Annotated in this window: 21 protein-coding genes and 1 pseudogene; 15 read left to right on the plus strand and 7 right to left on the minus strand. The window is 60.8% G+C overall.

The features are described from left to right. Positions 1–64: 64 nt before the first annotated feature. The 5 genes from mnmE to rpmH form a co-directional block, all read right to left on the minus strand. Positions 65–1,483 (minus strand): tRNA uridine-5-carboxymethylaminomethyl(34) synthesis GTPase MnmE, encoded by a 1,419-nt coding sequence (gene mnmE, locus EJI00_RS20455; RefSeq protein WP_126749320.1) that lies wholly within the window; start codon positions 1,481–1,483, stop codon positions 65–67. Positions 1,484–1,560: 77 nt separating this feature from the next. Then, on the minus strand, positions 1,561–3,246 hold the full coding sequence (yidC, locus tag EJI00_RS20460) for a membrane protein insertase YidC (RefSeq protein WP_126749321.1): 1,686 nt from the start codon (positions 3,244–3,246) through the stop codon (positions 1,561–1,563). Continuing rightward, on the minus strand, positions 3,243–3,530 hold the full coding sequence (gene yidD / locus EJI00_RS20465) for a membrane protein insertion efficiency factor YidD (RefSeq protein WP_126749322.1): 288 nt from the start codon (positions 3,528–3,530) through the stop codon (positions 3,243–3,245). Before yidD ends, yidC begins: the two co-directional genes overlap by 4 nt. Beyond that, positions 3,527–3,925: a ribonuclease P protein component gene (locus EJI00_RS20470; protein WP_126749350.1), complete on the minus strand. Its 399-nt coding sequence runs from the start codon at positions 3,923–3,925 to the stop codon at positions 3,527–3,529. The genes yidD and EJI00_RS20470 overlap by 4 nt, the downstream gene beginning before the upstream one ends. 86 nt (positions 3,926–4,011) lie before the next feature. Further along, a complete protein-coding gene (rpmH, locus tag EJI00_RS20475) occupies positions 4,012–4,146 on the minus strand; it encodes a 50S ribosomal protein L34 (RefSeq protein WP_007834827.1) in 135 nt (44 codons plus the stop codon). Between the two features lie 319 nt (positions 4,147–4,465). Between rpmH and dnaA the strand changes: the two genes are divergently transcribed. The 4 genes from dnaA to EJI00_RS20495 all read left to right on the plus strand — a co-directional run bounded on the left by dnaA (position 4,466) and on the right by EJI00_RS20495 (position 10,770). Next, positions 4,466–5,845 carry a chromosomal replication initiator protein DnaA gene (gene dnaA / locus EJI00_RS20480; RefSeq protein WP_126749323.1) on the plus strand — a complete coding sequence of 460 codons (1,380 nt, stop codon included), beginning with the start codon at positions 4,466–4,468 and terminating at the stop codon, positions 5,843–5,845. Positions 5,846–5,929: 84 nt separating this feature from the next. Continuing rightward, positions 5,930–7,036 (plus strand): DNA polymerase III subunit beta, encoded by a 1,107-nt coding sequence (gene dnaN, locus EJI00_RS20485; RefSeq protein WP_126749324.1) that lies wholly within the window; start codon positions 5,930–5,932, stop codon positions 7,034–7,036. 134 nt (positions 7,037–7,170) lie between these two features. Continuing rightward, positions 7,171–9,795, plus strand: coding sequence for a DNA topoisomerase (ATP-hydrolyzing) subunit B (gene gyrB, locus EJI00_RS20490; protein ID WP_126749325.1), 2,625 nt, complete (start codon positions 7,171–7,173; stop codon positions 9,793–9,795). A gap of 153 nt (positions 9,796–9,948) precedes the next feature. Next, positions 9,949–10,770, plus strand: coding sequence for a hypothetical protein (locus EJI00_RS20495; protein WP_126749326.1), 822 nt, complete (start codon positions 9,949–9,951; stop codon positions 10,768–10,770). 109 nt (positions 10,771–10,879) lie between these two features. Here EJI00_RS20495 and EJI00_RS20500 read toward each other — a convergent pair whose 3' ends face one another. Beyond that, a complete protein-coding gene (locus EJI00_RS20500; RefSeq protein ID WP_126749327.1) occupies positions 10,880–12,025 on the minus strand; it encodes a glycosaminoglycan attachment protein in 1,146 nt (381 codons plus the stop codon). 613 nt (positions 12,026–12,638) lie between these two features. Here EJI00_RS20500 and EJI00_RS20505 point away from each other — a divergent pair. The 7 genes and pseudogenes from EJI00_RS20505 (at position 12,639) to EJI00_RS20530 (ending at position 20,134) form a co-directional block, all read left to right on the plus strand. Next, positions 12,639–13,061, plus strand: a complete 423-nt coding sequence (locus EJI00_RS20505) for a helix-turn-helix domain-containing protein (protein WP_126749351.1) — start codon at positions 12,639–12,641, stop codon at positions 13,059–13,061. 234 nt (positions 13,062–13,295) lie between these two features. Further along, positions 13,296–14,021: a TnsA endonuclease N-terminal domain-containing protein gene (locus EJI00_RS20510; RefSeq protein ID WP_126749328.1), complete on the plus strand. Its 726-nt coding sequence runs from the start codon at positions 13,296–13,298 to the stop codon at positions 14,019–14,021. Continuing rightward, the gene (locus EJI00_RS20515; RefSeq protein WP_126749329.1) at positions 13,981–15,990 is read left to right on the plus strand and encodes a Mu transposase C-terminal domain-containing protein; all 2,010 of its coding nucleotides are present in this window, start codon (positions 13,981–13,983) and stop codon (positions 15,988–15,990) included. Before EJI00_RS20510 ends, EJI00_RS20515 begins: the two co-directional genes overlap by 41 nt. Beyond that, positions 15,977–16,936: a TniB family NTP-binding protein gene (locus EJI00_RS20520; protein WP_126749330.1), complete on the plus strand. Its 960-nt coding sequence runs from the start codon at positions 15,977–15,979 to the stop codon at positions 16,934–16,936. Before EJI00_RS20515 ends, EJI00_RS20520 begins: the two co-directional genes overlap by 14 nt. After that, a pseudogene (locus EJI00_RS25610) lies at positions 16,933–17,295 on the plus strand (TniQ family protein); the annotation flags it as partial. The gene EJI00_RS20520 and the pseudogene EJI00_RS25610, both read left to right, overlap by 4 nt. A gap of 426 nt (positions 17,296–17,721) precedes the next feature. After that, a complete protein-coding gene (locus EJI00_RS25450; protein WP_260590794.1) occupies positions 17,722–18,324 on the plus strand; it encodes a hypothetical protein in 603 nt (200 codons plus the stop codon). Next, on the plus strand, positions 18,317–20,134 hold the full coding sequence (locus EJI00_RS20530; RefSeq protein WP_126749332.1) for a TniQ family protein: 1,818 nt from the start codon (positions 18,317–18,319) through the stop codon (positions 20,132–20,134). Before EJI00_RS25450 ends, EJI00_RS20530 begins: the two co-directional genes overlap by 8 nt. Before the next feature lie 166 nt (positions 20,135–20,300). On the opposite strand, the gene EJI00_RS20535 is transcribed toward EJI00_RS20530, so the two are convergent. Then, positions 20,301–21,641 carry a site-specific DNA-methyltransferase gene (locus tag EJI00_RS20535; protein ID WP_126749333.1) on the minus strand — a complete coding sequence of 447 codons (1,341 nt, stop codon included), beginning with the start codon at positions 21,639–21,641 and terminating at the stop codon, positions 20,301–20,303. Positions 21,642–21,747: 106 nt separating this feature from the next. Here EJI00_RS20535 and EJI00_RS20540 point away from each other — a divergent pair, with 106 nt between their 5' ends. The 4 genes from EJI00_RS20540 (at position 21,748) to EJI00_RS20555 (ending at position 24,759) form a co-directional block, all read left to right on the plus strand. Further along, positions 21,748–22,653, plus strand: coding sequence for a DNA adenine methylase (locus EJI00_RS20540; protein ID WP_126749334.1), 906 nt, complete (start codon positions 21,748–21,750; stop codon positions 22,651–22,653). Further along, positions 22,654–24,009 carry an HNH endonuclease gene (locus EJI00_RS20545; RefSeq protein ID WP_126749335.1) on the plus strand — a complete coding sequence of 452 codons (1,356 nt, stop codon included), beginning with the start codon at positions 22,654–22,656 and terminating at the stop codon, positions 24,007–24,009. It abuts the gene before it with no gap. Between the two features lie 139 nt (positions 24,010–24,148). After that, positions 24,149–24,514 (plus strand): hypothetical protein, encoded by a 366-nt coding sequence (locus tag EJI00_RS20550; protein ID WP_126749336.1) that lies wholly within the window; start codon positions 24,149–24,151, stop codon positions 24,512–24,514. Continuing rightward, the gene (locus tag EJI00_RS20555; RefSeq protein WP_126749337.1) at positions 24,511–24,759 is read left to right on the plus strand and encodes a hypothetical protein; all 249 of its coding nucleotides are present in this window, start codon (positions 24,511–24,513) and stop codon (positions 24,757–24,759) included. Before EJI00_RS20550 ends, EJI00_RS20555 begins: the two co-directional genes overlap by 4 nt. Positions 24,760–24,901 lie beyond the last annotated feature (142 nt).

Raw genomic sequence — 24,901 nt, forward strand, 5'->3', positions numbered from 1 at the left:
CGAAGTATCCGCGAAGGCCGCAGGTTTCGGCTACAACTCTTTACGTTTTTCGTTGCGGCTGTCGCTATTTGCCGATGCAAAAGCGCGAAAAGATGACCCCCAGCAGGTCGTCCGCGCCGAATTCGCCGGTGATTTCGTTCAGTGCGTTCTGCGCCAGGCGCAACTCTTCGGCCAGCAGATCGAGCAGCTGGGCTTGTGCCGCCAAGTGGCCTGCAGCCAACTCCAGGTGGGTTTGGACGCGGCCCAGCGCCTGCAGGTGGCGCGCGCGTGCGAGGTAGACACCCTCTGGCACCGACTGCCAACCCGCCATGGCAAGCAGCTGTTCGCGCAGCGCTTCGATGCCGAGGCCGGTCTTGGCGGAAAGGACGATGCCTTGGGCCGAGCCGGGTATCCCGGCTGCCGGCGCGGCGTCCTGCTTGTTCCATACGTCGAGCACCGGCACGCTCGCGGGCAGCTTCTGCCGCAGGCCGCGCAGGATCTCCGCGTCGGCCGCGGCGTAGTCGGCAAGGGCCGCGCGCGTCAGGTCGTGAAGGAAGAGCACGGCGTCGGCGGTCTCGATCTGGCCCCACGCGCGCGCAACGCCGATCTGCTCGACCTCGTCGCTGCTCTCGCGCAGGCCCGCGGTGTCGGCCACATGCAGCGGCACGCCGTGGATCTGGATGGTCTGCGAAACCACGTCGCGCGTCGTGCCCGCCACGGCGCTCACGATAGCCAACTCGGCCCCGGCGAGCGCATTGAGCAGCGAACTTTTGCCTGCATTGGGCTGGCCCGCAATCACGACCTTGATGCCTTCGCGCAGCAGCGCCCCCTGCTTCGCCCGCTGCTGCACCGCCGCCAGTTGCGCCTGCAGCCTCACCAGCTGCCCGGCCGCATCGGCCTTTTGGAGAAAGTCGATTTCCTCTTCCGGAAAGTCGAGCGTCGCCTCGACCAGCATGCGCAGGTGGATCAACGCGTCGCGCAGCGTATGGATCTCGCGCGAGAAGGCGCCCGAGAGCGAACGGCCGGCGCTGCGCGCAGCCGCCTCGGTGCTGGCGTCGATCAGGTCCGCAATCGCCTCGGCCTGGGCCAGGTCGATCTTGCCGTTGAGAAAAGCGCGCTGGCTGAACTCGCCCGGCTCGGCCACGCGCAGGCCGGGCAGCCGCGCGCGGCCGGTCATCGGATCGGGCTCGGCGGCGGCTTCGAGGCAGCGCGCCAGCAACAGCTGCAGCACCACCGTTCCGCCATGCGCCTGCAGCTCGAGCACGTCTTCGCCGGTGAACGAATGCGGCGAGGGAAAGTGGATGGCCAGGCCGTGGTCGACCGGCTCGCCGGCCGCATCGCGGAAGGGCAGGTAGGTGGCTTCGCGCGGCTTGAGCGCCCGGCCGCAGAGCGCGTCGCTCAGCGGCGCGAGCCGCGCGCCCGAAACGCGCACGATGCCCACCGCCCCGCGCCCCGAGGCGGTGGCAATGGCGACGATGGGATCGGTGGTGCGGGCGAATGTCATGGAAGCGCGATTCTTTCAGCAAAAGCAAAAGGGCCGCGAATGCGGCCCTTTTGCACAGTGGCGGAAGCTGCCGCGGCTTACTTGCCCAGCACGCCCAGCCGCTTGTTGATGAACCACTGCTGCGCGATCGACAGCACGTTGTTGGTGATCCAGTACAGCACCAAGCCGGCCGGGAAGAAGATGAACATCACGCTGAACGCGAGCGGCATGATCCACATCAGCTTGGCCTGCATCGGGTCCGGCGGCGTCGGGTTGAGCCAGGTCTGGAACAGCGAGGTCAGCGTCATCACGACCGGCAGGATGTACCACGGGTCGGGCGCCGACAGATCGGTGATCCAGCCGATCCACGGCGCGTGGCGCATTTCGACCGACGACAGCAGCACCCAGTAGAGCGCAATGAACACCGGAATCTGGATCAGGATCGGGAAGCAGCCGCCCATCGGGTTGACCTTCTCGGTCTTGTAGATGCGCATCATCTCCTGCTGCATTTCCTGCGGCTTGTCCTTCAGCCGCTCGCGCATTTCCATGATCTTGGGGTTGATGGCCTTCATCTTGGCCATGCTGGCGTAGGCCTTGGCGTTGAGCCAGTAGAAGGCCGCCTTCAGCAGCACCACCAGGGCCACGATGGACCAGCCCCAGTTGCCCAGGATGCCGTGCAGCTCGTTCAGCAGCCAGTACAGCGGCTTGGAGATGATCGCGAAGATGCCGTAGTCCTTGACCAGGTCGAGGCCCGGCGCAATGGCTTCGAGCTTCTTTTCTTCTTCGGGGCCGGCGAACAGCGCGCTGTTGACCACCAGGGTCTGGCCCGGGGCGATCTTCGGCAGCGTGGCCACCATGGCCACGGTGAAGAGGTTGTCGCCCAGGTCCTTCACGCGGAACTCGCGCCGGAGCTGTTCGCTGGCCGGGTCGCCCTTGAGGAGCCACGCCGACACGAAGTAATGCTGCACCATCGCAATCCAGCCGTCGTTGGCGGGCGGCGGCGGCTCGACCTTGCCCTTGGCAATGTCCTTGAAGTCGAGCTTGTGAAACTTCTTTTCGTTGGTGTAGGCCGCGGGGCCGGTGAAGGTGTTGGTGCCGAACATCGTGCCCGCCGCCACCGTGCCGTGGCGCAGCAGCTGCATGTAGAGCTGCGCATCGCGCGGCTGGTCGCTCACGTTGACCACTTCATGGCGCACGCCGACGGTGTATTCGCCGCGCTTGAAGACATAGGTCTTGACGTACTTCAGGCCGCCCGAGGGCGCACTTTCGAAACTCACTTCGAGCGTGTTCTGGCCTTCGGCCATTTCGCGCGGGCCGGCTCTCGGCGTCATCGGCGTCAGGTGGTTGGGGAAGGCTTCGCCGGTCTGGCTCAGCAAGCCGGTTTGCGCCACGTAACGCGTCGCGGGCGAGTCGTTCTCGAACAGCACCACGTGCTTGGTGCGGTCGGCCTCTTCGTACTTGAGCAGTTCGAGGTAGTTGACCGTGGCGCCTTCGCTGTCGATCGCGGCCTTGAAGAGATCGGTGGTCACGCTGACCTGCTCACGCGGTGCGACCGGCGCGGCCTGCGTGGGCACGGCGGCGGCAGTGCCGCCAGCGGTGGACGCGGTCGGCACGCCGTTGCCGGCCGCCGGCGTACTGCCTGCCGGCGCGCTGGCCACGGCAGCCGGCTTGCTCGACGGCAGGAAGGTCGGCTTGTTGCCGTTGAAGACCTGCCATTGGTCCCACAGCAGCACCAGCGAGAAACCAAAAATCACCCACAGGATCGTGCGGCGTATATCGTTCATGACGAAGACTTCTTGTCGGAGGAAAGGAGAGACGAAAACAGCGAGCCTGACTTGTCAGTGCGACACTGTGATGCCGGTGGAACCGGATCGTGCCCGCCCTGGCACCAGGGCTGGCATCGCACGATGCGGTGCAGGGTGAGATAGCTGCCCTTGAGGGCACCATGGACTTCCAGCGCCTCGATCGAATAGAGCGAACAGGTCGGCTCGAAGCGGCACGACTGCCCGAGCCAGGGGCTCAGCAGCAGGCGGTAGCCCTTCACAAGGCCGATCAGCAGGCGCTTCATGGGGAGGATGCGGAGGAGGAGCGCGCGGCGCGCGCCAGCAGTTGCTGGAGCTCGGCGCGAACAGCGCTCTTGAGCTTGTCCGAACTGGCGCTCACGAATTCCTTGCGGTCAAAAGCCGCGCGCAGCCGCACTACGTGCGCCGCACGTGGCAGGCCGGCGTCGGGCGCAGCGCTCACGATGTAGATCTGGCGCTTGATGGCGTTGCGCGTGACCGCGCGACGCGCCCAGCGCTTGGGCACCATGGCGCCCAGCCAGACATCGTCGGACGCGAACAAGGGCTGCGCGCTCGATGTCGAGTCGAGTGCGCAGCGATGCAATGCGAAATGAGCAGTGCGCGCCACGGTGGCACCTGCGAGGACGGCCTGGAATTGCGCGCGGGTCTTGAGCCGCTGCACGGAAGCCGGGCCGGACACGCCAGAAACACTGGCTGAGGAAGCTGGCGCTGGCGGGTCGGCGGCTGGCAACGGCAGAGGAACTGCCGTCAGACGGCCAGGCGCTTGCGGCCCTTGGCGCGGCGCGCGTTGATGACGGCGCGGCCGCCACGGGTCTTCATGCGGACCAGAAAGCCGTGGGTACGGGCGCGGCGGACTTTGGAAGCTTGGTAAGTGCGTTTCATGATGAGATTTCCTGCTGGTTCCCCCGATATCCACCGAGCCCGACGAAGCCTGGAAAGGCTGTATCGGGCAGGCGGGCGCTGGGAGCGTTTTTCGGATGACCCCCGAAAGACGCAATGAGGTTTTCAGGGAAACCCGCAATTATCGCAAACATTCGGCCCAACACCAAACATCGAGTAACTTTGCGGGCCTTTGCATAGTGCCCGGGGGGATGTGGATAAGGTTTTGACAAGTTAGAATGCGGGCCGCCTTGCAGCAGAGAATATCCACAATACATATACCAAAAAATGGACGAGGGACTCACCACTTTTTCAAGCACCCATGTCGACTGACGGCATCGGTGAAAGCCTCTGGCAGGCCTGTGTCGACCAGCTCGCGCAGGAGCTGTCCGAGCAGCAATTCAATACCTGGATCAAACCCCTGACGGCGCAGGTCACCGACGACCTTTCGCGCATGACGGTGTTCGTTGCCAACCGCTTCAAGCTCGACTGGATCCGCGCGCAGTACGCCGGCAAGATCGCCGCCATGGCCGAGAAGATGTACGGCCAGCCGGTGGCAGTTGAGTTAGCGCTTGCTCCGCGTGAAGCGCCCGTGCGCTCTGCACCCATTGCCGTCATGGCAGAAACCGATGTGCCGCGCGACATGGCCGGCCCGGGCGAGGAGCCGGCCGCGGCCGGCTTCAAGAATCGGCTGAATTCGGGCCTGACCTTCGACACCCTGGTGGAGGGCACCGCCAACCGCATGGCGCGCGCCGCGGCCATGCACGTGGCCGGCATGCCGGGCCATCTGTACAACCCGCTGTTCATCTACGGCGGCGTCGGCCTCGGCAAGACCCACCTGATGCACGCTGTGGGTAACCGGCTGCTCGCCGACCGGCCCGATTCCAAAGTTCTCTACATCCATGCCGAGCAGTTCGTCTCGGATGTGGTCAAGGCCTATCAGCGCAAGACTTTCGACGAGTTCAAGGAACGCTACCACTCGCTCGATCTGCTGCTGATCGACGATGTGCAGTTCTTCGCCAACAAGGACCGCACACAGGAAGAATTCTTCAACGCGTTCGAGGCCCTGCTCGCCAAGAAATCGCACATCGTGATGACCAGCGACACCTACCCGAAGGGCCTGGCGGACATCCACGAGCGGCTGGTTTCGCGCTTCGATTCGGGCCTGACGGTGGCCATCGAGCCGCCCGAGCTCGAGATGCGCGTGGCCATCCTGATCAACAAGGCGCGGGCCGAATCGGCAGAAATGCCGGAAGAGGTGGCCTTCTTCGTTGCCAAGAACGTGCGCTCCAACGTGCGCGAGCTCGAAGGCGCGCTGCGCAAGATCCTGGCCTACTCGCGGTTCAACCAGAAAGAAATCTCGATCGCCCTGGCGCGCGAGGCGCTGCGCGACTTGCTGTCGATCCAGAATCGGCAGATCTCGGTCGAAAATATCCAGAAGACGGTGGCCGACTACTACAAGATCAAGGTCGCCGACATGTACAGCAAGAAACGCCCGGCCAGCATTGCGCGGCCGCGGCAGATCGCGATGTACCTGGCCAAGGAACTCACCCAGAAGAGCCTGCCGGAAATCGGCGAGCTGTTCGGCGGGCGCGATCACACAACGGTGCTGCATGCGGTTCGCAAGATCTCGGGCGAGCGCCAGCAGCTCACCGAACTGAACCAGCAACTCCACGTGCTCGAACAAACGCTCAAGGGCTGACCCCGGATGTCATCAGCCACCCGCAACAGCGGAGAATGGCGTCTTACAAGCGGATTCAAAGAGATAAGAGAAGAGGAAGAAGACATGATCGTTTTGAAGGCAACCCAAGACAAAGTCCTCGCCGCGCTGCAGTCGGTGGCGGGCATCGTGGAGCGGCGCCATACCCTGCCGATCCTGGCCAATGTGCTGATCCGCAAGACCGGCGGCCAGCTGCAGCTGACCACCAGCGACCTCGAGATCCAGATCCGCACCACGGCCGAGCTCGGCGGCGACGAAGGCAACTTCACCACCACCATCGGCGCGCGCAAGCTCATCGACATCCTGCGCACCATGCCGGCCGACCAGACCGTGAGCCTCGAATCAAGCGCGAGCAAGCTGGTGCTCAAGGGCGGCAAGAGCCGCTTCACGCTGCAGTCGCTGCCGGCCGAAGACTTTCCGCTGGTGCAAGAGGCCGCCAATTTCGGTCCTGTGTTCAGCGTGCCGCAAAAGACGCTGAAGGATCTGCTCTCGCAGGTTTCGTTCGCCATGGCCGTGCACGACATCCGCTACTACCTGAACGGCATCCTGTTCGTGGCCGAAGGCAAGCAGCTGAGCCTGGTCGCCACCGACGGCCACCGCCTGGCGTTTTCGTCGGCCACGCTCGACGTCGAAGTGCCGCGCCAGGAAGTCATTCTTCCGCGCAAGACCGTGCTCGAAATGCAGCGCCTGCTGTCGGACGCCGAAGGCGCCATCGAGATGCAGTTTGCGAACAACCAGGCCAAGTTCAGCTTCGGCGGCATGGAGTTCGTCACCAAGCTGGTCGAGGGCAAGTTCCCCGACTACAACCGCGTGATTCCCAAGAACCACAAGAACAGCGTCACGCTCGGCCGCGCCCCCCTGTTGGCCAGCCTGCAGCGCACCGCCATCCTGACCAGCGAGAAGTTCAAGGGCGTGCGCCTGAACATCGAGCCCGGCACGTTGCGCATTGCATCGAACAATGCCGAGCAGGAAGAAGCGCAGGACGAGCTCGACATCGACTACGGCGGCGACGCCATCGAAATCGGCTTCAACGTGACCTACCTGATCGACGCGCTGACCAACATGGGCCAGGACATGGTCAAGCTGGACCTGGCCGACTCCAACAGCTCCGCGCTTTTGACCATCCCCGAGAACGCATCCTTCAAATATGTCGTGATGCCGATGCGAATCTAGAAGACAGAAAACACAGCGCCTTGCGCAGACAGCCCGCGGCCCTCCGCGGGTTTGCGCTTTCAAGAGGCAGGAAAAGCAGGCCGCCAAGGCCCGAAAAATCCCGTGAATGCCGTGAGAGATAGAGGAATATCCGAATGAGTGCAGAAGAAAACAAGCCCGAAGTACCCCACACCGAACCGGTCTACACGCCCGAGATCGAGAGTGCGGTGCCGATCGAGATCACGCCCGCCGACACCAGCTACGGCGAAGGCTCGATCACGATCCTCGAAGGGCTCGAGGCGGTGCGCAAGCGCCCCGGCATGTACATCGGCGACACCTCCGACGGCACGGGCCTGCACCACCTGGTGTTCGAAGTGGTCGACAACTCCATCGACGAAGCATTGGCCGGCCACTGCGACGACATCGTCGTGACCATCCATAGCGACAACTCGATCTCCGTGACCGACAACGGCCGCGGCATTCCAACCGGCGTGAAGATGGACGACAAGCACGAGCCCAAGCGCTCGGCCGCTGAAATTGCGCTCACCGAACTGCACGCCGGCGGCAAGTTCAACCAGAACAGCTACAAGGTGTCGGGCGGCCTGCACGGCGTGGGCGTGAGCTGCGTGAACGCGCTGAGCGTGATGCTGCGCCTGGTGGTGCGCCGCGAGGGCAAGATCCACGAACTCGAATTCAGCCGCGGCTTTGTGCAGAACCGCTTGCTCGAAACCGTGAACGGCGTCGAGGTCTCGCCCATGAAGATCATCGGCGACACGGACAAGCGCGGCACCGAGGTGCACTTCTTGCCCGACACCGAAATCTTCAAGGAGAACAACGATTTCCACTACGAAATCCTCTCCAAGCGCCTGCGCGAGCTGAGCTTCTTGAACAACGGCGTGCGCATCCGCCTGAAGGACGAGCGCACCGGCAAGGAAGACGACTTTTCGGGCGCCGGCGGCGTGCGCGGCTTTGTCGAATTCATCAACAAGGGCAAGACCGTCCTGCATCCGAACTCGTTTTATGCAGCGGGCGAAAAGCCGGCCGACACCTACGGCGGCATTCCCGGCACGCACATCGGCGTTGAAGTGGCCATGCAGTGGAACAGCGGCTACAACGAGCAGGTGCTGTGCTTCACCAACAACATTCCGCAGCGTGACGGCGGCACCCACCTCACGGGCCTGCGCGCCGCGATGACCCGCGTCATCAACAAGTACATCGAAGAAAACGAATTCGCCAAGAAGGCGAAGGTCGAAGTCACCGGCGACGACATGCGCGAAGGCCTGTGCTGCGTGCTGAGCGTGAAGGTGCCCGAGCCCAAGTTCTCGAGCCAGACCAAGGACAAGCTGGTGTCCAGCGAAGTGCGCGCACCGGTGGAAGACATCGTCGGCCGCCTGCTCACCGACTACCTGCAAGAGCGCCCGAACGACGCCAAGATCATCTGCGGCAAGATCGTCGAGGCCGCCCGCGCCCGCGAAGCCGCGCGCAAGGCCCGCGAAATGACGCGCCGCAAGGGCGTGCTCGACGGCATGGGCCTGCCCGGCAAGCTGGCCGACTGCCAGGAGAAGGACCCCGCGCTGTGCGAGGTCTACCTGGTGGAGGGCGACTCCGCCGGCGGCTCCGCCAAGCAGGGCCGCGACCGAAAGTTCCAGGCCATCCTGCCGCTGCGCGGCAAGATCCTGAACGTGGAAAAAGCGCGCTACGAGAAGCTGCTCACCAGCAACGAAATTCTCACGATGATCACGGCGCTCGGCACTGGCATCGGCCGTGCCGGCGCCACCAGCGCAGGCGGCGGGGCGGACGACTTCAACGTTGCCAAGCTGCGCTACCACCGCATCATCATCATGACCGACGCCGACGTCGACGGTGCCCACATCCGCACGCTGCTGCTCACGTTCTTCTACCGGCAGATGCCGGAGCTGGTCGAGCGCGGCCACATCTACATTGCGCAGCCGCCGCTCTACAAGGTGAAGGTCGGCAAGGAAGAGCAATACCTGAAGGACGGCCCCGCGCTGGACGCCTTCCTGCTCAAGGTGGCGCTGAAGGATGCGAGCATCGAGACCGGCGGCCCCAACTCGACCACCCTGAGCGGCGACACGCTGGCCGAACTGGCGCGCAAGCACCAGCTGGCCGAGGCCGTGATCGCGCGCCTGCGCAACTTCATGGACGCCGAAGCGCTGCGCGCCATTGCCGACGGCGTGGCGCTCGACCTCGACACCACGCCCGCGGCCGAAGCTTCGGCTGTGGCACTGCAGGCCAAACTGCGCGAACTCAACACCACCGGCGTGCCCGCCGAAGTGAGCAGCGAGTTCGACGCCCGCACCGACAAGCCGCTGCTGCGCATCAGCCGCCGCCACCACGGCAACATCAAGAGCAGCGTGCTCACGCAAGACTTTGTGCACGGTGCCGACTACGCCGCGCTCGCCGAAGCCGCCAACACCTTCCGCAACCTGCTGAGCAGCGAGGGCGCCATCGTCCGCCGCGGCGAGGGCGAGCGCGCCAAGGAAGAAAAGGTGGCCGACTTCCGCATCGCAATGAAGTGGCTCATCGGCCAGGCCGAAAACGCCACCTCGCGCCAGCGCTACAAGGGCCTGGGCGAAATGAACCCCGCACAGCTGTGGGAAACCACCATGGACCCGACCGTGCGCCGCCTGCTGCGCGTGCAGATCGACGACGCGATCGAAGCCGACCGCGTATTCACGATGCTGATGGGCGACGAGGTGGAGCCGCGGCGCGAGTTCATCGAGCAGAACGCGCTGCGGGCTGCGAACATCGACGTGTAAGAAGTGTCGGGCGACACGAAAAGTGAAAAACGCGCCAAGTAAGTGAAAAAGCTCCGACGCGGAAAGTGAAAAATTCCCGCACCTCAATCCAGGTGCGCGATCACGCCTCCCTGAGAAGTAGCGTCGGCTCGGAGTAGGCTTCGCCAATACGCGATGTCCAATCCTTCGTTCTCACCGACATTTCAGGCACTGCTGAAGGAAGTGCAGTTCACCCGCGACATTCTTGGAGCCGGTGCAACTCAGATTCGTCGTGCCAACTACGCATCAAAGGGTACGTATTTCCTCGCTCTCGTAAGTCTGTCGACCGGACTTGAGCGCTTGGGAAAGCTGTGCCTGATGATGGATCACCTCCTTTTGCACGGCAGCTTCCCAGATCTCGCGCAACTCAAGCGCGAGATCGGACACCGCCTCTCACTGATTCACGAACGGACACAAGCGCTCGTCCAACGTCGGGGCCTCACGCTTCAGTTCAGACAGACTCTCGAAGATCCGATCCACGGCGCCATCCTTGGATGCCTACACAACTTCGCAGAAGGGGATCGGTACGCAAACATCAACCTCCTCGCGGGCGCACCGTCCGCAACGGATCCGGTTGCGGCTTGGCATCAAGAAGTCGACCTACCGCTCTTTCGACTGCGAGTCTCCCCCGCGAAGCAGGCCCGGATTCGCCGTAATGCCCAAATGATCGACCAACTCATCGGCCCAATGTCCATGGTGGTCCATCTATCAGAGACCGGAGACGCCATCGACAATCTAGAAGACGCGAGTTTCCGGACTGGTGCAATGGAGGCGGTAGGGCCGTACCGTCAGTTATATGTCCTGCAGATAATCAGGTACTGGGTGGAGGTACTCGGTGAACTTCAGTACCCTGCCATGCAGGTCAGTGACGACATACCCCACTTCTCTGAAGTCCTAGCGATCTTCAATAACGACGACAGCTACTTCAGGTCGCGCAAGACCTGGGAAAAGTTGTAAGGCCCAGCCTTCACTCAAGCGCCTCACACACCGGCATGACTGGTCCGGTTGATACGTTGAGCTCCCGCTTTCGTCATAGGAAACGGCCGCGAATGCATCGCCACCGAATCTATAGCGGGCGCGAGCCTATGACTTTCAATAGCGGCTTCAGTGATTTCATGGTGGCCGAGATCAGCATTTCATGCAGGGCCACCTCGTGCGCAAGTTCAGTGCGCGTCGTTTTGGCAGGGTAGATGCGTGTCCCGGAAGAGTGCGGAATGAAGGGCTCTGCGGCCGTGGAAACTATCTTGTCGCCTTCCCTGCGCACCTCAACCGCAGCGCCAAGCCAGCCCTTTTGAAGCGGATGTGTTGCTGTCGGATTGAGGATCAGCGTCGACGCTTGCCGCCAAGTCTCTATTGGAGCGCTTGCCTCGCCCACCTCATATATGAATGGGTCCGGCATGGCGGAATTGGGATCCAGATTTTGCGCCATCCCAATCCTGAGCATTGCGAGCTTGCGCGACGCTCCGAGCGCCTGCTGTCCCATTCGATTGAACTTCGAAATAGTACCGGAATTGGAAAAGAGGACCGCGGAGACCATCTCGCCATTTGGCTGACTGAAGAAGCCAGATGGTATGGGAGTCAAATTTTTCTTCAGATGTGATTCAATCGCATGCTCGCTGATAACAAGTTCGCCTTGCGCATCGTGATACCAGCGCTCTTCAGAGCCGAAGAGGTACTGGATCAACGGGACAGCGGTCTGCATCAGCGAGCCGGGCCCGTGAAAATCCTCGATCGCCAAGATCAATGGTCTCCCGTTGACGTGCGGAAGATCCCAATACCTTTTCTGAAGCTTGCTGAACAGCGGGCTCCCAAGCTTGACCGCTGCTTCGTGGCGCACATGGTGCAAAACGTCCTTCTCCGAAGCCTCAAAAAATTCGTACGGTTCGCCCTTGGACGGGTTCGCTGTGACGGCTTCCACGGCTGAGGTGATGCCATCGCGAGATATCAGGAAGTCAGGACTGTTGTGAGTTCGATCCACGGTCAGGCCAACTTCGCGAAAGAACTCGAAGAGATACAACTCGAATGTTCGGGCGTCAAAGCCGGTTGTTTGAAACTGCTCGACAAAATTGCCATCGACGTCTTCAAAGGACGCCTGCGTCTTTTTCAGCTCATCGCGCGCAGGTTCGAAGCCGTCGCTGTCACGAAGAGTCAGAAACTGGGGGTGTAGCGCCTTGTCCGGCCTACCAAGGTTTGCAAAAAGATCGATTGGCATTGGCGTCCAATTTGGCATGACTCATGCGGTGGAGCATGCCACGCAGGACTGGCAAACAGGAAGAGGGGAGAAGGGGGGCCGATCCCGCGTGCAACTTGGTCCGACTGAACAGCTGCAGTCTCTGCTCTTGTCGTTGAAAGTCGTCCTTTCGATGCATCGACTCGATATGCGTCTGTGGATTCGAAGGATCTCCACGACTTTCCTCGAGGCGTATATCTGATGGAGGGTCGATCAAATCGGCGCCGGCGTGTCGCGCCAAATGCCCATGCAGCAATCAAGGTTGTGCAGAAGAACGGAGTGCGCGCTCCCGGGTAGCGAGTCGCAAAAAGCGATTAATGCGAGCACGAAATGCGCGTAGAGAAGACGCACTGAGCCAAATAACACGCACATAGTGCGGTCCGCACGCACACCATGCGAGGCTGTCTTCCGAAGTTAATCGCGGCAGAAATTCATATTGCAGGACCACGATAAACGGGACATTGACCGCCGTCCAATGTGCGAATACGCTGCCCGCGATACTCGGGTTTCATGATGGTTATACGGAGGCGTTCCGCTCAAGCCGCCCAGGCCTTCGCCTCGCATGAATCCTCACGATACACACAGGTTGATGTCGATGAGTCCCTTCTCGCATTTGCTCCATGAACTGCGCCTGCGGCACAACGTGCGCCAGGCGGACCTTGCCGCATTGCTTGGCTACGAGCAAAGCTATGTGTCGGCCTTAGAGGTTGGATTGAAGGGGCCGCCCACTCCCGAGTTCGTCGAGAAGCTGATCGAAGCGTTGCCGCTTGCGACCCCAGAAGCCGACGAACTGAGGGCGGCCGTCGAGGCTTCTCAACGGAAACTCGTGATCGATATTGACACACCTCAGGACGTGTACTGGCTGCTCAATAAGCTACGCCGCAAGCTTCCATCCCTGAGCCCGAAGCATGTTCGATTGATCAAAGATGTTCTCGATATGACGGACGCACATTCGGAGCCGTGGTCGGATCCATTGCGGCGAATAGGGCGCAGAAGAAAACAGGAGGCCACCATGTAAAAAACGGGACAAACCTTGCGGCTTGCCCCGTTGGTCTGAGCATCTCACGATACGCAGTTCGCACCTCCAGTATCGCGACCGCTCCGGCCAGCGTCAAGACCGCTCCACCTTTGCACCTGTTATTCGCACGGCTTTATTGCCGAGCGCGGGAATATCTACGCCCGAAAACAGGCAACCCAAATCCGTCAAGGCCGCTGCGGAGCTGCAGTCACGCTTTGATCGACGGAGCAATGCATGTCTACACAATTCTGGGCCGGCCTATGGAATGGCCGCAAACCCGCTGGCGATACACACCTGCGCTCACGCGAGGTGCTCAGTCCTTCCGGCGGCATCATGCGCGGCAAGTTTCCGAGCCGCAAGAACGGCCGCATGGTTCACCATGAAGGGCTCCTTGAGCTCGACGCCATCTACCTCTTTGAAGCTTCGCCGGCGATAGACGGCTACCGCGAGCAGCCAACACAGATTCCCTATCCAGACGGCGATCGCGTTCGCAGGTACACACCGGACTTTGAAGTCAGGCTGATTGACGGCCGCGTTGTCTTAATCGAGGTAAAGCCGACCGCAGCTCTTGCGTCCGCGGAAACGGCTCACAAGCTCGCACGCATTGCCGACCACATGCACCGCAGCGGCCAGCCATTCGTGGTTCTGACCGAACAAGTGCTTCGGCGTGAACCTCGGCAATCTAACATTCGAACGATCTGCCATCGTGCACCTCGCGTTCTACCGTCACCTAGGCTCGCTCGGATCGCTCTGGAGCGCTGCATCGCGCAACTGCCAACGACGCTCAGCGAAGCCACACGGCATTTTGCCCAGCATGACATCGACCTGTACAGCTTGTTGATGATGGGCTTGTTGCGCTGCCCGTTGGAAAAAGAACCCATCGGTCCCGCCACTTGCATCACATCTACAACGGAGGCAAATGATGGCTGGTTTTGGCTTTCAGAAGAACACGGCCTTTGAGTGGAAAGGCGCAATGTTCCGAGTCGAGCGCTTGCAACCCGGCGACGGCGTCGTGTTGGAAAACCTCGATGGTGGAAAGCTTTGCTTCACCACTCGCCAGGAGCTCCTAGACGACTACACCAAAGGACTTGTCGCTCGACCTTCCTCGAACTTGGCTGTCACGTCAGGTCGTCCGATTTATTCGAGGCCGCTGGACCAACTTCCCGAGAAGGTGCTCAATGCAGCAATTCGCAGGAAGCGCTATCTCGACGGACTCCTCGCACGAGGCAGACCCGTATTCACTCCGGAATACATCGTCCCTATCCTCGAGGAGATCTGCGCAGAAATAGGCGACGTCACACCCCCTAGCGCCACATCTGTCTACCGCTGGTACCAGCGATTCTCTCGCAGCAGTGACTCGCGGGCGCTGATCCCGCGGTATGACCTCCGCGGGGTGCATCGGTCCCGCCAAGCCGACAGGGTGATGACTCTTGCGTCAGAAGCCCTGACGGAGGCATTCAGGCTATCGCCCCTCACGACTGGTCGTGAAATACACGCCTCGCTGCTCGGAAAGATCACGGCAGAGAACCGCTGCGCCTTCCCTAGCGATCAGCTTGTGGCTCCCAGCGAAAGGACGGTGAATCGAATGATCGCCAGTGCGAGCCTCTACGAGATGACGGTCCTCAGGGATGGCCAGGCAACCGCGGACAAGCGATCTCGTGTGGGCAAAGCCGGTATCAAGACGGCAAGAATCCTTGAGCGCGTGGAAATGGATCACACGCCCCTTGATGTATTTCTAATCGATGAGCGGACCTGGTTGCCATTGGGTCGCCCCACACTGACCATGCTGATCGACCACTTCAGCCGAATGCCACTCGGCTACTACATCAGCTACGGTAGCCCGTCCGCGGCGGCGGTAGTGGGGGCTCTTCGACACGCCATTCTTCCGAAAAATCCGGCATCACCGGCAATCCCGACGTTGAAGGTCGAAGGCAGCTGGCCATGTTACGGAATCCCCCAAAGTCTCGTGGTCGACAACGGTCTCGAGTTTCTAGGGGCCGACCTCGAAGCGATTGCGTTCGATCTGGGATTTGCGATCACGCAATGCCCTGCGCGTCAGCCCCGTTTCAAAGGAACGGTGGAACGCTTTCTGGGAACCGTCAATCACAGCTTCGCTCACCAGCTCCCCGGCGCGAGCTTCGCGCGCTTCCATCTTCGAGGCGACCACGATCCTCAGGGACAAGCAATCCTGACGCTTGGCGAGTTCACACACGTACTCGAAAAATGGATCATCGACATATATGCCCAGCGCATTCACAAAGGGATCGGCACAACACCTGCGGCGCGCTGGAGCGAGGGCATCGTGGTTTATGAGCCCACGCTTCCAGCAGACTTGCGACTGCTTCAGTCTCGAATAGGGCAGAGCACATCACGAAAGCTGCGTCGCGATGGCTTTGAACTCAAAAGCATTCGCTACAACGGAAGTCAGCTCGGCACCATCCTGCGCCAGTACGGTGAAGGAGTTGAGATTCGAGTCGTTTTTGACCCTGAGGACCTTGGCGAAGTGCAGGTCTGGGGTCCATCGGACGTCGAACCGATCCCTGTCCAAGCGACGGACCTGGAGTTCGCGAAAGGCCTCACCGTTCGACAGAATGAGTTGATCAGACAAATCGTTCGAGAGAACGGCTCCAGGGTTGAAGACCGACAGGCAGTACTGCGCGCCCGACATGAAATTGCCCAGGCATTGCTGGAACTGATGACCAGTCGGAAGCAGAAGGCTCGTCAACGGTCCGCGGCGATCCGCGGGATCAGCAGCAGCAAGCCCGATCCATTTGCACCATCGCCTGGTGCCGGGGGGTCCGAAGACGCAAAGGCGAAGGTGCGCAAGCAACTTCCGCGCAAAACAGGTATGCAGGAGGGCCAAGACGTTCCCGTCCTGCTGCCAGCGTTCAAGATCACCGCAAAACGAGGTGACCATGGCGGCGACTGACGTGCTCGATCAGCTCAAACAGTTCGAGGAGCAGTACATACCGTTCCCAACCTTCGTCGCAGCAAAGGACGCGATCGAGTCGAGCTTGAGCTTGTTTCGCGAGACAGGGCTTGCCAAGCACATGCTCGTTCTCGGCGAGGCTGGCACAGGAAAAAGCAGCCTGTGTCGCTGGCTGGCCGAGCGCCATCCCAAACGGGTCCTGCCCGAACGCAATATTGTCGAAGCTCTGTTTGTGGCCACGCCGCCTGCCGCCACCGTCATAGGCATAGCCGATGCGATCCTGACGGCACTAGGTGACCCATGGCATGAGCGCGGGTCCGTCACGGCCAAGACTGCCCGAATCGTCACCTTGTGCCGGGAGTGCCGTGTCGAGATCATGCTGCTCGACGAGGCACAGCACCTTCATGACCGGGGCGATACGCGCACCCACTACATGGTCGGTGACTGGCTCAAGCACCTCATTGATGCGATCGGCATTCCCACCGTCATGCTCGGACTGCCGAGACTCGAACGATTGTTGGAGATCAACGATCAGCTCCGGCGCCGGTTCTCACGGCGATTGAGGCTGGGACTCGGACAGAGTGACACAGACAGCGTCGAGACGGAATGCCTGCAGCTCTTTCTCTCGTTGGTGTCGCTGGTGTCTGTGCCCGTCTCGTCTCGCCCGTACGACTCCAAAGAGATGGGCATGCGGCTGTACTTCGCGAGTGACGGCCGTGTTGCCTACATCAAAAAGCTGCTGGCGAGCGCCTTGCAGCAGGCGCTCGATCAGAACCTCGACGTCGTCGATGCCGAGGTGTTCGAGAGGGCATTCACCGACGAACTTTGGTGGGAAGGCATTGGCAAGCTCAATCCATTCAATCCGAAGTTCGAGTTTCGCCGGCTCGATCGCGGCGGGGAGCCGTTCCAACAGGCCGAAGAGGGGCGTCCGCGCAAAGCGAGATGACGGAATCGACGACGTTCACTGAATTTCCCGTAAGGCCATTGCCTCGGGAAGGGGAGAGCGCAGCCGGCTATTGCTGGCGCTTCTTCGACGCGAATGGCCACACCGCGCCGGCAACGGCGCGAGTTGCGGCACGTAGTGACCTGCCAGTGGATAGAAAGATCAGCGCGATGGTTGGTCCGCACGTAATCGATCGACTTCGATCTGCGGAACGGGATCGTCTGACCTGGCAAGGCTCGCTGCCGCCCGCCAACTGGTTTGCACGTTCACGGATGCCCCGTTTCTGCAGCGTGTGCATCGCCGAACTCGGATACCACCTGGCTGTTTGGGACATGCCGCTCATGTCAGCCTGTGGTGTTCATGGTTGTCGTTTGCTGAGCCGCTGTCCAAGATGCAGCGCTTCACTGAGCTGGAGTACGCTGGGCTCCGGCTGGCGCTGCACATGCAAAACCGCCATGTCGACGGTGATACCCTTGCGAGCACATCGCTGGGAAGTGATCTTCAGCCGGCTCTTGGCGGGTGCGTGTGATAGCGACGCCCCAGTTGAACTTCGACATCGAGCTTCACACGAGCCGATGACCCGGTGCCAATATCGAACGCGGGATCTCTACGGGCTTCTCGTCTACTTGCTCTCGGCGAGAAGGTATGTCCGCAATGGCGGGCACCGGTCGATGGATGCCGCGTGGTCAGAACTCCGGCGATATGGTGAGCGTACGGCACCGTCGAGACCTGAGGTCACACTGCTGAGCACGCTGTCACCCAGTCTTCAGGTGAAGGCGGGCAGATTCATGCGATGGCTTTGCCGCCATTCAGCCGAGACGCTGGTCGACATGGGCGATGACCCTCGCTTTACTCCGATGCTCGATGCGCTCCAGAGCCTGAGCGCCGCAGGGAATCCGTTTGCCGGCCCTGCGCTTTGTACCGTCGGTGAGTGCTGGCGCAGTTCGCACATCGGCATCTCGTCGCTGGAGACGGTTTGCTTCAACCCACAGCTTCGGCTTGATGAACGCGTGCCGATCCTCGATGGATTCAGCCGTTGGTGGGCGAGCTTTGTCACGCAAATCCAGCCGCGCGATCCCGCAGACTGTTTTGCTGACGATCCGTCCGACGAAGAGGAGTGGCTATCGGTATGGGATTCCCGACACCACGCCGTGTCGATACTCAATGCTTTCTTGGATGTTGCAAGCGGCAAGCGATCTCGTGACGGCCTGCTTCAATTGATTCGGCGTTGGCATCCTCCAGAAGAACTTCGGCGATCTGGTGCGACTTTGCAGTCGGTCGGTGCCTATCTCACAACCTTGAGCCTGAGAGAACTTGCCTTCGTAGACGCATTGATGTCTGCGCCGATGTCGAGCAACAGGCCTCCCACTGACTATCCCAATCATGGCTGACATCGACCAACCGCGTGTGCCCGGCGTCAGCTACGCTGTGCGACCAAGGCCGTACGTTGGGGAATCCCTGGCCGGTTTCGTTCTGCGTGTGGCCCAACGAAATGGCTACACGACGGAGTCGCAGTTACTGACCTCGCTCCAGCGCCGCAGGCAACCGGCCTTCGAGGAGCTTTGTGACCGACTGTCGCTCAGCGATACCGAGCGATCACGGCTCTTCGGTACGTTGCCGCGACGATGGGATGCCGACATCATGGGAGTCGGGCTCTCTGCGCGGGACTTCAATCACGAGAGCGTGCGCTGGTGTCCGCGGTGCTTGGACGAGAAGGGCTTTCTGGATGGCCGGTGGGACCTGAAATTAGTCTGTGCCTGTGTGTACCACTCGATCTGGCTGCGTGAGAGCTGCGGCCGATGTGGGCGGCGCCCAACGCGAGCAACTGTCATCACCGGACATTGCGAATGCGGGTCACCCCTGGCCGACGGCCCGGGTTCGCCGGCGCCACCACAGGTCGTCGACCTTACCCATGCTCTCGGGGGTTCCCCCGAAGGCATGCGACTGACCGCGGGGGCGCCACCCGCGAATGCGTCAGTGGCAAATCTTCTGGTGCGTTATCTCGGGCAGTTTTCGCCGCAAGCCCGGCCGTCCCGGCCTGGTCAGATTTCAGGCCTTGATCGCTTGGCCGTTGCGAGCGCCCTTGTCTCGGGCACCGCAGCACTGCTGAAGGACTGGCCGACAGGCTTCCATTCATTGTTGTCGGCCATGCAATCGACTGTCGCGCAATCGCCCAGCCTTCGCCGATCGTTCTCTCCGCTGTATCAAGTGTTATATGTCGATCTGTCCGATCCGTGGTTTCAATTCATGCGCGACGCTTTTGAGGACTACCTGCGCGAGCACTGGTGGGGGCTGGTTTGCAAACGAAATCGCTTGCTGCCACGACAGGCTGTTGAGGCACACCCGCGTCTGACCACAAGGCAGGCGGCGGATACGTCAGGTTTGACACCAGCGGTCATCCGGCACCTGGTGCAAGCGGAGTTGCTGCCCTCGGCTGTTGCCCTTCTTCCTTCTGGCCGTCGCGCTCGAACGATCGGCAGTGAGGACCTGGAACACGCAACCATAGCGGCCGCTGGCGGCCTGAACCTCGGGCAAGCTTCCGAACGCCTCGGCCTGCCGGAAGGGCGACTCCGGGAATTGGTCGCTGCTAATGTCGTCGTGCCGCTTATCGCCAAGAGTGGGCGACAGCGCCAAGCCGCATGGGTGTTCAGCAAAGCAGAGGTCGAGCGACTGACCCTGACGCCGAACGGCACTTCGTCAGTGACAGTGATTACTTTCAGGCAAATCCTGAGGTACTGGCACCTACGACCACCTGAGCCGGCCGCGCTGGCGAAGGCTGTGTTGGCGGGCGATCTGCCTGTGAAAGGTGATGGCTGTACGCGCGTAGGCCTGGGCAACGTTCTGTTGAGTCCGCTCGCCGTCAGAGACTGGCTTGACTCCCGCCGGTCGACAACTGAGGCGACGGTATCCATTAACACGGCGGCGAAAACGTTGGGCGTCAAACAGCAGGTTGCGTATGCGCTGACGAGGACCGGACTGTTGCGAGCCACCGTAGCTCACGACGGAAATCATCGAGTTGTTGCTCGCACGGAGATTGATCGATTCAGGAAAGCATTCGTGTCTCTAGCTGAACTTGCAAAACACTCAGGACACCTGCCCCGGGCTATCTTGAAAGCGCTAGATGCGACTCCGGTCTGCGGCCCGTCAATCGACGGCAGCCGGCAATACTTCTATCGTCGGGCTGACATCCATTTTCGCTAGACCGGTCCCCTGCGGCCGATGTCTGGATCCCCGCCATCTCCCCGCAGTTGCACAGACGTTTGCGGGGCAATATGAGATTGGACGACGTGAAGAGTCACACGTGAATCACGCGCCTCGCCGTTTTTTCAGCTAGCGCTGAAGGTGGCGCATTGTCCGGAGGCGCGTATCAGGCTGTAGCGAAGGATGCTCCATCACGGATCAACGATGGGCTGCGCGCCGCCGCCTGCGCCGCCATATGCCGCTTGATGGCCTCAGCTCGACACTTCCCGGTAAGTGTCCCGAACCGAGGTGCCACATGGACGACCCCGAAACTGCCACCTCCAACCCAGGAAGTGGCCTCAGTAACGCCGCCCGAGTCAGCGCCGTCGATCACCTGCTGAAGTCTCGGCAGCAGAAAGTCGAGGACGGTCTGCGTATTGCGTTCCGCGATCACCCATCGGCGGCGCATTTTGTGTGCGACGGCAGCAGTTGTTCCGCTACCGCCGAATATGTCGACCACGAGTTCGCCCGGATTGGTCGCAATGTGAATGATTCGCTCCAGAAGCGACTCAGGCTTAGGAGTGTCGAACACCTCGACATCCGGGAACATTGCCATCAAGTGCCGCTTCGCGTCGTCGTTCGTTCCGGTGTCCGGTGGCCCCCACACCGTGAATGGAACGAGCCCTCTGAGTTGATGGGCGAAGAGTTTCAGCCGCGGAGAACCGTCGCCGCCTTTAGGGAACCATAGTCGGTCATCTGCAAGCAAATCGCGATAGGTCTGCTCGGTGGCGTACCAAGAACGGCCTCGTGGAGGCCGCAATACTTGCCCGGTCGGCGTGACGATGTCGTACTGCTGCGCTTTGCGAAAGCCGGGCGCCGTAAAGGGCGCGTCGGACCAAGGTCCGCGAGGATCATCATCGCGGTTCTGCAAGTGCGCTTCGTCCTTGACCAGCAGATTGCGCGATGTCTTCCATTTCTTCGGCCCACTCGGGGCATACACCAAGATTGTGTCGTGGTTCGACGAAAAGGCTGCACGGGAGTCACGTGTGGTCTTCTTCTGCCAGACGACAGAGGCGACAAACGCGTTCTCGCCGAAAACTTCGTCCATCACTGCTCGTGCCCGGTGCACCTCTGAGTCATCAAGATGCACCCAGACGCTAGCATCCTCTGCGAGAAGTGGGCGCAGCGCTTCAAGACGGTCGCGCATCATGCTGAGCCACATCGGCCGTTGCATGGTGTCGTTGTACTGACGAAAGTTCACCTGAGTGTTGAAAGGCGGGTCGATGTACACGAGCCGAATGCCGCCGTCCAGGACGGTCGTCTGTGACGACAGCGCCTCCAGAACGTCCAAGCCATCGCCGAAGGCCAACACGTTCGCCTGAGCGTTCAATGGGGCCGCCGTGAGTGGTTCAAATTTGAGCGGCATCAACAGTCGCCGGTCGGTTGGCTGCACCCACTCTAAGCCCGCCTCACCCGAGGCCCGCAACTGCAGGTCTTTGTTCGGCCAAATGAGTTGAACGTCGGACATAGAAACCTAGAGACCGGAGGTGAGCAACTGGCGCTCAATACTGGTGATTTTTACAGGATATCATGAGCCATCGAAACGCAGATGGAACGATGGGACCACAAAGAGAATGACGCTGCCAGCTCTGGACATGCCACCCGATATTTTGCACGCTGTTCAGGCTGACGCGATGCCCATCAAGCCCTTCATCAGGTGGGTAGGTGGCAAGGCACGACTCCTTCCGCGCATCCTTCCGCACGTGCCTGCCAACATAAAGAATTACTACGAACCGTTTTTAGGTGGTGGCGCAGTCTTTCTCGCATGTGCCTCCCGTGTGTCTGGCCGCTCGCGGCTTGCGGATCTCAATGAGCATCTTGTCGCAGCTTGGGTTGCAATGAGAGACCACCAGGCGGAGCTGCGTCCTTTGCTCGACTGGTACTTGGCGAACGACTCCAAGGAGTTCTACTACGAGGTGCGGTCGACCATTCCTGTTGGATTCGTTGAAAAGGCGGCGCGCTTCCTTTACTTAAACGCGGTTTCGTGGAACCACCTGTGGCGGGAAAACTCTCGAACCGGAGCCATGAACGTGCCTTGGGGCGACCGCAGCTTCAAGGGCATCAACGACGCGACGATGAAGTCCATCGGCGAAGTTCTGACTCGTGCGGACATCGTGGTCGCCGACTTCCGCGAAGTGCTTGGCACCGCCACACGCGGAGACTTCGTGTACCTTGACCCGCCGTACTTGCCCGTGTTCACGCGACCAGATGTGGAGAAAGAGCCCACCGCAAAGTTCAACAAGTACACGGCGAAAACCTTTGAGATGGTGGACCTCATCGAGCTCGCAAAGATCTGCGCTGATCTGTCTCATCGAGGCGTGCGATGGATGATGTCCAATCGCGACACCGAGTCGGTTCGCGAGTTGTTCCCAAACGCTGAAATCATCGGATTTACAACTCATCGCTCGCTGGCCGCGCAGAGTCGACGGGAAGTCGAAGCGCACCTTTCGCCCGAAGCGATCATCATCGGGAGAGTCTGAATGGGTGCACAGGCAGTTGAGTGGGTGCTCGTAATCTTCTATGGCCCGTCAGCGCACCGCGCTACTTATGGGCGCTTAGCAGGGACCACGTACACGAAGGATTACCTTCAGCTCTCTAAAAGGACTGAATTTCTCGATGCAGTGACCCGCCTCTTCCCAGTGGACGTCAGCGGCGCTGGGTCGGTGCCGCTTACCTATCGGTGGCCTACGGGAACGACGCCGGGCGCGTTCGTGTTCAACTCCGCAGACCGGCCACACCTCAAATGGGAAACAATCCTCGGCGCGCCGAAGGCCTGGAGGATGTCGCTCGCACCGAGCGAAACCACGGCCGAGACGATCCCGGGAGATCCCTCCCACCTCGATTTCGAAGCTGCCGAAAACGAACTCGCGCTACTTGCAGATCGTGGCGCTGGGCAGCCGTACCTGCTGGCAATTAAGCTTCGGGACGAACCGAGGACGTTGCACCTGCGCGCCTACCTCAAGAATCCGAGCGAAAGCTATGGGTGGGCCGACTTGAGACTTGCACCGCAGGAAATCCAAGATCTTGCTGCGACGACATCTCAGAAGTCAGCTCTTGCATGGTCGCTCCTTCATAGCGCGGGGATTGCGCCGAGCGCACAGGTTAGTGACGCGATTTCGCGACTCGCCCAATCGAAAAATCGCACGTCGGTGATCGACACGCTTGAAATAGATGCGGGCCGTGCACTCATCAGCTACCTCCGGGCACCTGGTCACGGGCTGTTCTTCGATCCGGCGCGGAATCATGACGCATGGATGCAGCCCGCTTCTCTTACCAAAGACATCGCCGCGTCCATCGATGACTTTTTGCAGGCGCTGGAGGCGCGCTTCCCCGCCATCTCACAAGGAGACGCGGCTGCCGAGGCACTCGAATCTGATCCAGTAGAGGTCGAAGCCTTCCGCGAGAAAATTGGGCAAAAAAACTACGAAGTGGCAGATTCGACAGCGACGGTCAAGACCAGAGGCAGCGCGCAGAAGGTGTTTGCCGAAGCGGTCAAGGCAAACTATGGATATCGGTGCGCGATTACTGGAATCGGGACTAAGGACTTTCTCGTCGCATCGCACATCGTTCCGTGGAGCGCAGATCAAAGCGTCCGACTGGACCCGTCGAACGGTATTTGCCTTTCACTTCTCGTTGACCGAGCATTCGAGAAGGGACAGCTACTAATTGAGGACGATCTCACGATTCGCATCGACTGGGACAGAGTCGGAAATGATCACGCGCTTCGGAGCCAGCTTGAACCGTACGACGGGCAGAAGTTGAGGGCGCCAGAGGACGAGTCTCCGCAGCTACAGTACCTTCAGCGGCGGCGGGCGCTCGTCGCTTTAGCTGACTGACGCAGATGTGCGCTGTGCGGCGCACGCGTGCGTCATGCAAGGCTGAGCCAAAGCGGTGGACGGGCGTGACCGCACTGTTTATCGAACTTACGTTGCCAAGTGCGGTTTGTCCGACAATGTCTTATCTGCTGGAGATGGCATGGTCGAAATACTTGTTGGCATCGTTTGCTTGGTCGCCGCGTTCCTCTTCTTCACGACACCTCGTAAGGGGTCGCTGGCGCAACTGCAGATCGACGAACGGGCGAAGGAGATTGCCTTTCGAGCATCGCCGGCCGGCGATGAGTTGACGCAGTACCGCCGAGAGCAGGTCGACGGCTACAGCGTCTGGTGGGAGCGCACCAAAAACCGGGCATACACGCTCGACCCCAACAGATGGGACGGCCTCCAGCCCATGAAATTTCCGCGAGATTGGGCTGTCGAGTGGCCCGACTTGGAGCGCGCAAAGCTCCATGAACTCATGAAAGCGGCAGAGTCGAAGGTCGAGAACTCGGTAAGGACACCATGACGAAATCAGGCATCGAACCACAGCGCAGCCTCGAGGAGCTCCTTCCAGAGAAACTGCGTGAGGGTTGGCTCAGGACCCTGGCTGACCGACGCGAGGCGTATCGGACGAAAGATGAGAAGAAAGCAGAGGCTGCTTTTCAGTACGGCTTGGGCTTCGTGCACGCCCTGTATCAGGCAGAGTTGGTAAGCGCGGGAGCCAGGGACGACTTGCGCGAACTGCTCATTTCACCCGATATAAGACGCTGAGGGCGTGACGCGCCGCCTGGCGCGCATGACGGCGTCCGGCCGAATCACTCGAAGACTTTGTAGGCCCACCCGTAGTAGCTGTAGAGGTATTCTCCACCGCTCTTTCGGTCCGTCAGCTTCGCCTGAATTCAGAGCTTTGTAC

The sequence above is a fragment of the Variovorax sp. DXTD-1 genome, assembly GCF_003984625.1.
Taxonomy (GTDB): domain Bacteria; phylum Pseudomonadota; class Gammaproteobacteria; order Burkholderiales; family Burkholderiaceae_C; genus Variovorax.

What these genes read in the sequence shown, in the direction of transcription:
- mnmE (WP_126749320.1), bottom strand. Translation starts at nt 1,483, where the DNA reads ATGACATTCGCCCGCACCACCGATCCCATCGTCGCCATTGCCACCGCC.
- yidC (WP_126749321.1), bottom strand. Translation starts at nt 3,246, where the DNA reads ATGAACGATATACGCCGCACGATCCTGTGGGTGATTTTTGGTTTCTCG.
- yidD (WP_126749322.1), bottom strand. Translation starts at nt 3,530, where the DNA reads ATGAAGCGCCTGCTGATCGGCCTTGTGAAGGGCTACCGCCTGCTGCTG.
- rpmH (WP_007834827.1), bottom strand. Translation starts at nt 4,146, where the DNA reads ATGAAACGCACTTACCAAGCTTCCAAAGTCCGCCGCGCCCGTACCCAC.
- dnaA (WP_126749323.1), top strand. Translation starts at nt 4,466, where the DNA reads ATGTCGACTGACGGCATCGGTGAAAGCCTCTGGCAGGCCTGTGTCGAC.
- dnaN (WP_126749324.1), top strand. Translation starts at nt 5,930, where the DNA reads ATGATCGTTTTGAAGGCAACCCAAGACAAAGTCCTCGCCGCGCTGCAG.
- gyrB (WP_126749325.1), top strand. Translation starts at nt 7,171, where the DNA reads ATGAGTGCAGAAGAAAACAAGCCCGAAGTACCCCACACCGAACCGGTC.
- EJI00_RS20495 (WP_126749326.1), top strand. Translation starts at nt 9,949, where the DNA reads ATGTCCAATCCTTCGTTCTCACCGACATTTCAGGCACTGCTGAAGGAA.
- EJI00_RS20500 (WP_126749327.1), bottom strand. Translation starts at nt 12,025, where the DNA reads ATGCCAATCGATCTTTTTGCAAACCTTGGTAGGCCGGACAAGGCGCTA.
- EJI00_RS20505 (WP_126749351.1), top strand. Translation starts at nt 12,639, where the DNA reads ATGAGTCCCTTCTCGCATTTGCTCCATGAACTGCGCCTGCGGCACAAC.
- EJI00_RS20510 (WP_126749328.1), top strand. Translation starts at nt 13,296, where the DNA reads ATGTCTACACAATTCTGGGCCGGCCTATGGAATGGCCGCAAACCCGCT.
- EJI00_RS20515 (WP_126749329.1), top strand. Translation starts at nt 13,981, where the DNA reads ATGATGGCTGGTTTTGGCTTTCAGAAGAACACGGCCTTTGAGTGGAAA.
- EJI00_RS20520 (WP_126749330.1), top strand. Translation starts at nt 15,977, where the DNA reads ATGGCGGCGACTGACGTGCTCGATCAGCTCAAACAGTTCGAGGAGCAG.
- EJI00_RS25450 (WP_260590794.1), top strand. Translation starts at nt 17,722, where the DNA reads ATGCGATGGCTTTGCCGCCATTCAGCCGAGACGCTGGTCGACATGGGC.
- EJI00_RS20530 (WP_126749332.1), top strand. Translation starts at nt 18,317, where the DNA reads ATGGCTGACATCGACCAACCGCGTGTGCCCGGCGTCAGCTACGCTGTG.
- EJI00_RS20535 (WP_126749333.1), bottom strand. Translation starts at nt 21,641, where the DNA reads ATGTCCGACGTTCAACTCATTTGGCCGAACAAAGACCTGCAGTTGCGG.
- EJI00_RS20540 (WP_126749334.1), top strand. Translation starts at nt 21,748, where the DNA reads ATGACGCTGCCAGCTCTGGACATGCCACCCGATATTTTGCACGCTGTT.
- EJI00_RS20545 (WP_126749335.1), top strand. Translation starts at nt 22,654, where the DNA reads ATGGGTGCACAGGCAGTTGAGTGGGTGCTCGTAATCTTCTATGGCCCG.
- EJI00_RS20550 (WP_126749336.1), top strand. Translation starts at nt 24,149, where the DNA reads ATGGTCGAAATACTTGTTGGCATCGTTTGCTTGGTCGCCGCGTTCCTC.
- EJI00_RS20555 (WP_126749337.1), top strand. Translation starts at nt 24,511, where the DNA reads ATGACGAAATCAGGCATCGAACCACAGCGCAGCCTCGAGGAGCTCCTT.